The 7,164-nt window shown below is 49.9% G+C and carries 3 protein-coding genes; all 3 read left to right on the top strand.

All coding sequences use genetic code 11. The annotated features are described in order from the left end of the window. Nucleotides 1-9 precede the first annotated feature (9 nt). The 3 genes from PsAD46_RS18470 to PsAD46_RS18460 are packed head-to-tail and all read left to right on the top strand — an operon-like array spanning nucleotide 10 to nucleotide 7,158. Nucleotides 10-279: a phosphopantetheine-binding protein gene (locus PsAD46_RS18470; protein ID WP_063307577.1), complete on the top strand. Its 270-nt coding sequence runs from the start codon at nucleotides 10-12 to the stop codon at nucleotides 277-279. Further along, nucleotides 266-1,414, top strand: coding sequence for an acyl-CoA dehydrogenase family protein (locus tag PsAD46_RS18465; protein WP_054785552.1), 1,149 nt, complete (start codon nucleotides 266-268; stop codon nucleotides 1,412-1,414). Before PsAD46_RS18470 ends, PsAD46_RS18465 begins: the two co-directional genes overlap by 14 nt. Further along, nucleotides 1,411-7,158, top strand: a complete 5,748-nt coding sequence (locus PsAD46_RS18460; RefSeq protein WP_063307576.1) for a non-ribosomal peptide synthetase — start codon at nucleotides 1,411-1,413, stop codon at nucleotides 7,156-7,158. Before PsAD46_RS18465 ends, PsAD46_RS18460 begins: the two co-directional genes overlap by 4 nt. Nucleotides 7,159-7,164: the final 6 nt, after the last annotated feature.

The raw sequence follows: 7,164 nt of genomic DNA, 5'->3' as shown, positions 1-7,164 counted from the left end.
GATACTCTCATGGAAAACATTAGAGCACAGATCCGCGAATTCCTGTCTCGTGCGACCAATGGTGCCGCGATTGAAGACAACACGAACATATTCGAACTGGGATTAGCGCACTCGTTGTTCACCGTTCAGATGATCTTGTTCATCGAAGGTAAGTTCGGGATCGAACTCGAACTGGATGACATCAAACCAGAAGATATCAGCACAATTGCCAAAATCTCCGAACTGATCTCAACACATTTAATGGCAGAAAATCGGGAGTTGGAACATGCAGCCTCCTGACAATCTTACTCAGTTCCAGGCCAACGTACGTGCCTTTGTCGAAAAGACGCTTTTGCCAGAAGTGAATAAGATCGACGAAGCCGAGCAAATCGACCGTTCGCTAATTCAAGCGATGGCCAATCAAGGATTTTTGGGAGCGTCGATCAAGAAGAAGAATGGCGGGCAGGCTCTACCCTCTGATCACCTGATGGTGCTGCATAAGGAAGTGGCCCGCGCGCATGGTTCTTTAGAGAATCTCGTGACGGTGACCGGCATGGTTGCAGCTGCGGTGGAGCGTTTTGCCAAGTCCGATCTGATACGTGACTACGTTAAGGCACTGGCTAAAGGCGAGTTGATCGGCGGTTTTGCGATGACCGAGCCCAATATCGGCAGCAATTTGAGCCATGTGGAAACCACCATCACACGCGATGGCGATGACTATGTGATCAATGGCGTCAAGACGTGGATCACTTTGGCCCAAATCGCAGATTTCTTTGTCGTCCTTGGTCGCACACGTGACAACCACACCCAGGTCATTCTGGTTGATCGCTCGACGCCAGGTCTGAGTGTGGAACCGATCCGCGGGATGATTGGTCTGAGGGCCAATATGCTTGGCACGGTAACGTTTGATCAATGTCGAGTGCCTGCTCATTATCTTTTAGGCAGCGAAACTCAAGGATTGGCATTATCAGCGACGTTTGGCCTGCATGAGGGACGCTTTACAACGGCTTGCGGATGCCTTGGCCTGGCTGATGCTGCTCTGGAAGTGATGACTGAGCGGTGTATCTCACGCCAGCAGGCGGGCAAGCCACTTTACCGGCATCAGCTGGTTCAAAAGATGCTCTCGGAGACCTTGGTCGCGGTAATGTCCGCGCAAGAGCTGGTCAATCGCGCTGCTGAAGCCCGCGATATGGCCTCACCAGACATGGTGCAAGCGATTATGATCGCGAAATATGCGGCCTCCCAAGCTGCTCGTCTGGCCAGTAATAACGCGGTTCAGTTGTTGGGAGCCTCTGGGTGCCACGCCGTCAATCATGCCGAGCGTTACTTTCGCGATGCAAAGGCGATGGAGATTATCGAAGGCACGACGCAAATCCATGAAATTCAGATCGCGTTGGCATACATCGCAACGAATGTTGAACGGGCCGCAGCATGACACATCTTGCATTCATATTCCCCGGTTCCGGATCACAGTATCCGGCAATGGCATCGCGCTTGATCAAGAACCATGACTTGATCAAGGAGCTGTTTGTTGAAGCGTCAGATGTTCTCGGATGGGACTTGACCGATCTTTGTACTAAGGGCGGGTTGACGAAGCTTAGCAAAACTAAATTTCTGTTCCCAGCTTTGCACGTCACAAATGTTGCTCACTTCAAGGCAGCCATCCTGGAATATGAATGCAAGCCAACAGTTATGCTTGGTCACAGTTTAGGTGAGTACTCGGCACTTACTTGTGCCGGAGCGATGTCTTTTGCTGATAGTGTCAAAGTGGTCGCTAGACGTGCAGAAATTGCAGCAAAAGCTCAAGCGGCTACGGTCTCTGCAACAACGATTTTTAAGAATACGGATCTGGAGACAGTTCGCAAAACGCTTGAAGAGGTGCGTGCGCAAACAGATGCCCTGGTGAGCCTTGCATGCATCAATAGTGACACGCAATTTATGGTGACGGGCGAAGCCAAGGCAGTGTTGCTGGCTGAGCAGTCTCTCTTAGCTTCTGATGGTAGTGCCGAGGTTGTACCACTGTATGGCGGTGCACCTTACCATAGTAGTCTTATGACACCTTACGTTGCAGAGTTACGCAGCGCATTAGAAATGGTAACGTGGCAATCACCGCAGATCTCCGTGATTTCCAGTGCGACCGCGAACAAAGTTGAGACGCCTGATGCCATTAAGGATGTTCTAGCACGGCAGCTTGATCATACTGTATTATGGCGGGATTGTATTGAGCGGATCAAAGATGAGGGCATTTCCTGCGTCGCCGAAGTTGGTCCACAAAGCGTTTTGAAAAATCTGCTTTTGGAGACGAACTATCCAGGTGTAGTTCTGGCTCATGATGACCAATCTGACAAGCTAAAACTGGCAGAGTTTGGTAATCCGCCAAAGACTGAGACGCCCGAAAAAACCATTATGAGTGCAGTGGAGCGCTCGTTTCGCTCATATCCAGATGCTGTGGCTGTTCGTTGTGAAACGGGCAATCTGACGTACTGTGAGTTGGATAAGAAATCCAGCCATCTAGCTCATAAACTAAGAAGCCTCGGCGTTGGCAAAGACACGCCAACGGCCGTTTCAATGCCGCGCAGCTCTGATATGATTGTCGCTATATTTGCGATTTTGCGCGCAGGCGGGGCTTACTTACCAATCAATGCCCATCACCCTGCTGACCGTGTGCAGACCATTTTGCGTGATAGTGGTGCCGTTGGGCTAATCACAGACACGACCGATCGCTTAGACGTATCGTTTGATGGGTTCAGCCTCGCAATGGATGTCTACGATTGGGGCGCTCCGGTCGTAAGTGGTGAGCTGCCCGAACCACAGCCAGAAGACTTGGCGTACATAATTTACACCTCGGGTTCTACCGGGCGGGCAAAGGGTGTTTGTACAGAACACGCGGCGCTCAGCAATCGCCTTGACTGGATGCAAGAAGCTTATCCAATAGGTCCCGCTGACACGATACTCCAGAAGACTGTTACGACGTTTGATGTCTCGCTTTGGGAGTTGCTTTGGTGGGCTATGGAGGGTGCGAGTGTTGCTCTGCTGCCATCCGGGAAAGAGCATGATCCGAGGGCAATCTCTCGTAGTATTCGCACCCATAACGTTACTATTATTCACTTCGTGCCATCAGTATTTGAGCTGTTTCTGACCTATGAGGAGATCAAAGGATGTCCCGAAGAGCTTTCCAAGCTTCGGTTCATTTTTACAAGTGGCGAGAAGCTCTTGGTCGAAGCGGTTCAACGGTTCCATACGCTGACACAGAACCAACCAAGTATTGCGCTGGTTAATCTATACGGCCCTACTGAAGCGGCAATAGACGTGACCTATTTCAATTGCGTACGCGGACAGGTCCTGTCCGATGTTCCAATTGGTAAACCGATTACAGGAATCGAACTGCACATTGTCGATGAGGCTCTTAAACCCATAGACGGTGAAGGGGAGTTGCTAATTTCTGGTGTTGGTTTGGCGCGAGGATATTTGAATGCAGAAGAACTGACAAATGCAGCCTTCGTAAATGTCCCAGCATTAAATGGTCTACGCGCCTATCGCACAGGTGACTTAGTCACGAAAGACAGCAAAACTGGTAACTATCACTATATCGGTCGTAATGACTTCCAGATCAAGCTACGTGGATTGCGTGTTGAGCTTGGTGAGATCGAGCATGTGCTTTTGCAAAGCCGGGGTGTTACGTCAGCATGTGTTTACGCTGACACGGATAACCCCATGTCACAAAACATCTTCGCGTCAATTGTTGGTGATGGCGAAGTTGATATTGATGACGTGCAGCTGAACCTCTTGAATGCGCTACCTGAGTATATGATCCCAAGCAGGCTACTCTTGTTAGATGCAATGCCACTGTCCAAAAATGGGAAGTTGGATCGCAAGGCACTTTTAGCTCAAGCTAAAAGCGTTCAGGGCGTGACAGTGGACCTTCGTAAAGCAAGTGATGTTGGTGGGAAGGCTATACAGGCTCAAGAAGCTATCCCTCTGACAAATGGGCAGAATGCAATGTGGGTTGCACAACAACTGCACCCTGATCGTAGCCTGTTCACCTCTCCGATAATGCTCAAGCTGAAGGGCATTTTGGACGTGGACCAGTTGTCCAAAGCAGTGGAACTGACTGTTGCCCGCCATGGGCAGCTGCGCTCAGGTATTTCTTCTGATCGCTCTGTTCAAGTTACAAATGCTTCTTTGCCCAAACTTGAGTGTCTTAGTACGCTGCCAGAAGGCTACAAGGCAGGCACACCACTTCCATTTGCGACGGGGCGCTATGACATAGAACGACCTTTGGTTCGATTTGTCTTGGTTAAGCTAGCGCAGGATGAATACTTGCTACAGATTGATCTGGATCACATCCTTTGTGACGGTTGGTCTAAGGCGGTTCTGATTGATGATTTGCTCGGGTTTTATTATGACACCCCGACCGAAATGCCGGGCAAAACATACATTGATCATGTGTCCCAGTTAGCAGAGTTTGCATCTTCCGAAAAATATGACCGACAGCTTGATTTCTGGTTGAAAAAACTCTCAGGGGATCTGCCAGTTCTGAGCTTACCTTTTGATCGGCGCCGGCCATCGCTTTCTGCCCGGACTGGCTCATTCGTTGATTTTTCACTGCCATTAGAAACAACAAAAACCCTGAAAGGTGTCGCAGCACGTAATCGCGTTAGCTTTTATAATGTTCTTTTGGCGGCGTATGCCCTCTTTTTGAATAAGCATACAAGCCAGGCCGATATCATTATTGGCATCCCTATGGCTGGGCGATTTGAGGCAGCTTATGAACGAACATTTGGGCTTTTTGTAAACAGCCTTCCCCTTCGCTTAGACATTGATATTTCGCTTTCATTTTCCCAGTTGCTGGAAAAGATCAAGAGCGAAAGCCTGAATCTCATTCGAAATGGTTCGATAGGGTTTGAAGATATTGTCAAGACAGTCAAACCCCGGCGACAGGGGTCTGCCTTTCCAATCTATCAGACGTCTTTCCAGCTTGACAGTTTGCCGGTGCCGGATCTGAAAAGAGACGCACTAGAGGCTGACGTCCTGTTGAATGATACAGGTATTTCTCTTTTAGATTTGTCGATCAGTCTTCATGAAACAGGCGATGGTCTGCACGGTACTTTTGAGTACGATGACGAGCTTTTTGATCGAGAAACAATCGAACGCTTTGCTGCGCGGTATCGTTGTCTCCTTGAGGCGATTGCAAAAGACGAGACGGTTGAATGTGCAGATCTTTCAATCATGTGCGCGCAAGATTTTGAGGCTTATGAACGATTAAATGCACGTTGTTTGACCAAACCCGCCCACTCCTCGCTTTGGCCCTTACTCAAATCTGCTCTTTCTGAAAAGGGAGACGCGATTTGTATTAAAGACAAGGGTGACGAGGTTAGTGGTAAATCGCTTTTGTCGGCAGTGTACCGTTTTACCAGTAAGCTTGCTGATTGTGGCGTGGTCCCGGGGTCGCGCGTCGCTAGTGTGATGGAGTCCGGCCTCCCAGCAATTGTGGCACAGCTGGCAACTTTTTGTATCGGGGCCGTCTGGGTCCCGGTTGATCCCAAATCTCCGGCTGATCGGTTGGCGCACGTGTTGAATGAGTGCGAGCCGCTTGTTTTGCTACTCGATTCAGCAAGCGCCGAGTTCTACGGTAAGACAAGTCCCGTCCTTGAAGGTCAAACTTTGATTGAGGTGGAACCTCTTCAGGCTCAGGACTTGCGAGTGTCGTCCGATGATGAAGACCCAAGCTTTGAGGTTCCAATCTCAAGCGATGCAGTGATCTTGTTTACGTCTGGTAGTACGGGTCGGCCCAAGGGTGTTCGGCTGACACATCAAGGACTTGCGATCTTGGTGGAGTCCTTTCTGGAAAGTTATGACATCACAAATCAAGATGTTCTGCTTCCGGTTACCTCGGTTGGCTCTGCAAGTTATTTGGGAGAAGTGTTGCCAATCCTCATCGGGGGCGGACAGCTCTTGCTTGTCGATCAGATGACAGCTCTCGACATAGACGCAACACTCAATGCCATAAAGCAGGATCACGTTACCATACTGAGTACAGTTCCAGGGCTCCTGGACCGCCTCAACAAGGCCGTTACCAAAGACGATACTCGTTTTGAAAGCGTGCGTTGGTTGTTAAGTGGTGGTGAAGCACTGAATTTCAGTCAGGTCGACAATCTAATCAACCATGCAAGGGTGGTGAACGGCTATGGTCTGACTGAAGCGACGATTTGTTCGACCTTCTACGAAGTGACAGCTGCCGACAACAACACCGTGGGTCCATTGCCGATTGGCACGACGGTGTCAGAGACCGATGCGATTTTGCTCACTGAGAACGGAACCAAAGCGCCAATTGGCGTTAATGGCGAACTGTATCTCTCCGGGCTAGGTCTTGCAGCAGGATACTTGCGGGAGGAGCAAACGGACAAAGCCTTTGTGGTACTCCCTCAAACCTCAGATCAAGTTTTCCTGCGCACTGGAGATCGTGTCCGGATGAGACCGGACGGGTGTTTGGATTATCTGGACCGTGTGGATCGGCAGGTCCAAATTCGTGGCCATCGAGTTGAACTCGGCGACATTGAAACGGTGTTGATGGGGCACCCGGAAATCGAAAGAGCCCATCTCGTCTTACACGAAGTACAAGGTGGTGCAAGAGACGCACAAGTGTTGTCGGCCTTCTACACGACCAAAACACAAGTGACAGTTGCTGATAGTGATTTGCGGGCTTTTGTTTCTGCTAAACTTCCGGCCCATATGGCTCCAGCTGCTTTTGTCTTTCTCAAAGATTTGCCGCTGTCATTGAATGGCAAAGTTGATGAGGCGCAGTTGCCAACTGCACAAGCAACGGTTCAATCGATGGCCAGGCAGGAGCTCTGTCCGCCCAGAACGGATGTCGAAAAGAAGTTAGCTACCATTTGGGAAGACCTATTAGGCGGTGTTCAGCCTGCTGCTGATGCCAATTTCTTCGAACTGGGTGGCAACTCACTACTGCTCACAGACCTACAGCACCAAATCGCACGTGAGTTTGCAACGAAGATTGAGTTAGTCGAGCTTTTTTCAAACCCAACAATTCAGTCGCAAGCCAAGCTGCTCGATACCTCCAGCACAATCGAGCCAACACATGAGCATGCTCCCGACATTGCGATCGTGAGGAAATCTGCATTTGCCCCCAACCGATGGAAGCCAGCGGTAAACGCCTAGAGGGAA

Origin of the sequence: Pseudovibrio sp. Ad46 (assembly GCF_001623065.1) — a bacterium.
Classification (GTDB): domain Bacteria; phylum Pseudomonadota; class Alphaproteobacteria; order Rhizobiales; family Stappiaceae; genus Pseudovibrio.
The sequence above is the reverse complement of the archived record's forward strand: the minus strand, read 5'-3'. Positions and strand labels throughout refer to the sequence as shown.

Coding starts and splice junctions, on each gene's coding strand:
- PsAD46_RS18470 (WP_063307577.1), top strand. CDS start 10: ATGGAAAACATTAGAGCACAGATCCGCGAATTCCTGTCTCGTGCGACC.
- PsAD46_RS18460 (WP_063307576.1), top strand. CDS start 1,411: ATGACACATCTTGCATTCATATTCCCCGGTTCCGGATCACAGTATCCG.
- PsAD46_RS18465 (WP_054785552.1), top strand. CDS start 266: ATGCAGCCTCCTGACAATCTTACTCAGTTCCAGGCCAACGTACGTGCC.